The 3,254-nt window shown below is 39.6% G+C and carries 4 protein-coding genes and 1 pseudogene; all 5 read right to left on the reverse strand.

The window, feature by feature from the left end; genetic code table 11:
• A pseudogene (locus tag F7C14_RS07785) lies at window positions 1-507 on the reverse strand (porphobilinogen synthase); the annotation flags it as partial.
• On the reverse strand, window positions 446-1,765 hold the full coding sequence (hemA, locus tag F7C14_RS07790; protein ID WP_290901597.1) for a glutamyl-tRNA reductase: 1,320 nt from the start codon (window positions 1,763-1,765) through the stop codon (window positions 446-448). The gene hemA and the pseudogene F7C14_RS07785, both read right to left, overlap by 62 nt.
• An 81-nt stretch (window positions 1,766-1,846) precedes the next feature.
• A complete protein-coding gene (locus F7C14_RS07795) occupies window positions 1,847-2,029 on the reverse strand; it encodes a DUF5350 domain-containing protein (protein ID WP_290901599.1) in 183 nt (60 codons plus the stop codon).
• Between the two features lie 166 nt (window positions 2,030-2,195).
• Complete coding sequence (locus tag F7C14_RS07800; RefSeq protein ID WP_290901601.1) at window positions 2,196-2,636, reverse strand: hypothetical protein; 441 nt, start codon at window positions 2,634-2,636, stop codon at window positions 2,196-2,198.
• A gap of 29 nt (window positions 2,637-2,665) precedes the next feature.
• Entirely contained in the window at window positions 2,666-2,992 is a 327-nt protein-coding gene (locus F7C14_RS07805) for a hypothetical protein (RefSeq protein ID WP_290901603.1), read from the reverse strand.
• Window positions 2,993-3,254 lie beyond the last annotated feature (262 nt).

The raw sequence follows: 3,254 nt of genomic DNA on the forward strand, positions 1-3,254 counted from the left end.
CTCCCTAATGGCTTTAACCATTCCGTCCATCATTCCGGAAGGAGCTACGATATCTGCTCCAGCTTTAGCGTGGCTTACGGCTATTTTCCCAAGAATCGGCAAAGTGGGATCGTTCAAAATCACCTTGTCTTTAACAACTCCGCAATGTCCGTGGGTTGTGTACTCGCACAGGCAAACGTCCGTAATTAAGACTGCGTCGTCGTACTCGCTCTTCACTCTCCTCAACGTCTTCTGAATAACCCCGTTATCGTCAAAGGCTGAGGAGCCTATCTCATCTTTGTAGGAGGGAATTCCGAAAAATATGAAAGCTCTAATTCCTTTCTCTAAAGCTTCCCCCACTTCTTTAACGACTCCTTCGATCGGAAGTCTGAAGTAGCCGGGCATCGAGGGAATTTCCTTAGGAGAAGAGATGTTTTCGTCGACGAAGATTGGCATTATCAGATCTTCAGCAGACAATTTCGTCTCTCTTAGAAGGGGACGAATTTTGTCCTTTCTCAACCTCCTCATTCTCAGCTTTGGAAATTCCAAAGTCTTCACCTCCGAATAAAAACTCCACTGCCTCGATAATTTCGGGCTTGCCGTTTATAGCAGCCTCCTTCAACCTAACCGTCGGTAACCTCAAGTACTTTTTCATAAACGAATTCAGGAAGTCTTCTATTATTGGTAAAACGGATTCATCAACGTTGTATTTTGCCCTAAGCTTGTTGTAAAATTCAAGAATTTCCTCCTTCTTCACATCTTCACATCTCAAATACATGAGTCTCAAAGCCTTTCTTGACCTCAATTCCTTAAGTTTGTTCTTCAGGTTTTCTAATTCCTCTTCAACAATTCTTTCAGCTTTTTCAGCCTCTTTGAGTCTTCTTTTTAAGTTTTCTTCGCTTATTTCCCTCAAATCGTCTATCGTGAAAAGTTTAATTCCTCTCACACTTCCAACATCCTTTTCCACATTCCTCGGAAGAGCTATGTCTATGATTATCAACTCGTCCTTTCTAATTTCCATTACCTTTTCGGCAACTTCCTTTGTTATTATCGGTTTTTGAGAGGCTGTGGCTGTGAAAACAACGTCCACTTCAACCATGTACTTTTCAAGTTTGTCGAAGGGAATTGCAACTCCCCCAACCTTTTCCGCAAGTTTCTCCCCTCGCTGGAAGGTTCTGTTAGCGATGTAAATTTTTTCGAGATTTTTATGAGCCAAAGATCTTGCGACAAGTTCAGCCATTTTTCCCGCTCCGACTACAAGCGCTTTTTTACCCTTCAAACTCTTTAACACTCTTTCAGCAAGCTCCACGGCAGCGCTACCTATAGAAATGGCTCCCTTATTTATCCTTGTTTCTCTCCTAACCCTTCTACCAACTTGTATGGCTTTGGAGAAGATTAAATCCAGAATCTCTCCAATTCCACCGTGTTGTTTCCCCAAATTGTAAAAGTCTTTTACCTGACCGAGAATTTGATCCTCTCCAACCATCATCGATTCCAGCCCAGAAGCGACTCTGAGGATGTGTTCCATGCATTTCTCGTTTTTATGAATCTCTATTATTCTTTCCGGAACACCCATCTCTTTTGCAAACTCTAAAAGCGTTTTTTCGGTGTTATTTCCTACTACGTAAACCTCAACACGGTTGCAAGTCATTAAAATAACACATTCCTCAATTCCCGGGTATTTTAAAACTCTTTCGATCAAACTTCTATAATCACCGTGCCAAGCTTTTTGAATTTCATCTATTGAAGCTTTCTTGTGAGAGATAACTAAGCTTGCAATTTCCATTTTTTACACCCAATACAAAAATCCCAATTAAGCAATTTAACGTTTACCAAAATTTTAACAATTTCAAAAAACCAAGTAATGTTAAGTTTTCGCTCCAACTATGCTTTTCGGCGATCTTTTTATCCTTCTTCTCCTTTTTCCGTCGGAGGTATACTTTTGATTAGGTCCCGGCTTCTTGTAATTCTGGTATTTCGATGGAACGAGTCTCGTCTGTCCTTTTCTTCCCCTTATCTTGATCCATTGAGTCGTTCCGGTCTTACCCATGAAAAGAGGATTGCTATTCAGCTTAAAAAGGTTTTGTCTAAACAAAGATGTCCAACAGTTTAAGATATCTAACACCTCTCCTTCCGAGCACAACACATCCTTTTTGGCAATGCCTTCTAAGGGGAAAGCATATCCCTTTTTATTATTCCAATATCCAGAGAATTTTTCAAGCCATCGGTTTAGCAAACATCAGTCTATAATAGCTACCGTTGTAATAGACGCACTCCACCACTCCAAACATGTCAACACATTTTTCTATCTCACTAACAGGAACACGAACAATGGATTTTCCAGTTTTTTCAGCTTCCTTTAACCCATTCTTTAATGCAGGAAAATCTTTAAGCTCTTCTCCAACAAGCACGCAATTTGCAGGATTCAAAAACTCTCTGAATACAACCTTAGTTCTAATGAAAACCTCGTAATAATTCCCACCGTATTCCAAGATATTTCCTCTTTTTTGAATTAGTTCGCTAATCGCAAGCACTTCCTCGAATTCAGCTTCCGCTGTGAAGAAATTACCCTCGCTCTCGACTTCCTCTATTCTCGTATAATAAAGAGATAAGTTGATGGTCGGATACTTCTCCAGTTCATCGGAGGTTATGCTCACAAAGCTTTCCGGAGTTTTATCGAGCTTTTTTACACTACAATCGCAACGAGATCTACGTAATAGTAACTACCATTCAGCTTTACGTAGTTACCGTTTTTCAGCAATTTTCCCAACTCTTCATAATCTTTCAGCGATACATCCATTGAAAAACTTACTTTGCCGGACTTAACGATCTCCGAGGTTGAATAGCCTGAAACTTTTTTTGCCAGTTCCGTATTTTCTGGGAGAAGCATTCTCTCCACTCTCAGATATCCAAATGGCGGTTTATAGAAATTAACAAAAACAACTAAGCTTACTATTGTGAACAACATAAACCATAGTGCAACCTTCCTTTTACTTCCTACTTTTACTTTCATTTTTTCCCATTTTGTCAGTACTGTATGTATTTTTTTTGTTATAGAGAATGAAATCACACTCCAAGATGATTGCAATACTCTACGAACAGCTTGTAGAATAGATTACGTTTTTAACCGGTTTTCAGCATCGATCTATCGGAAAAACAACTTAACTCTCCGTATAAATTAGCTGAATACCGAATTTAAGATTCTCAAGAGTTCTTTTGAGCCAACGAGCCTTGTCGATCAAAAACTTATGCTTGTTTTCGCGGTAGTTAAGAAC

Origin of the sequence: Ferroglobus sp. (assembly GCF_015521575.1) — an archaeon.
In the GTDB taxonomy this organism is placed as follows: domain Archaea; phylum Halobacteriota; class Archaeoglobi; order Archaeoglobales; family Archaeoglobaceae; genus Ferroglobus.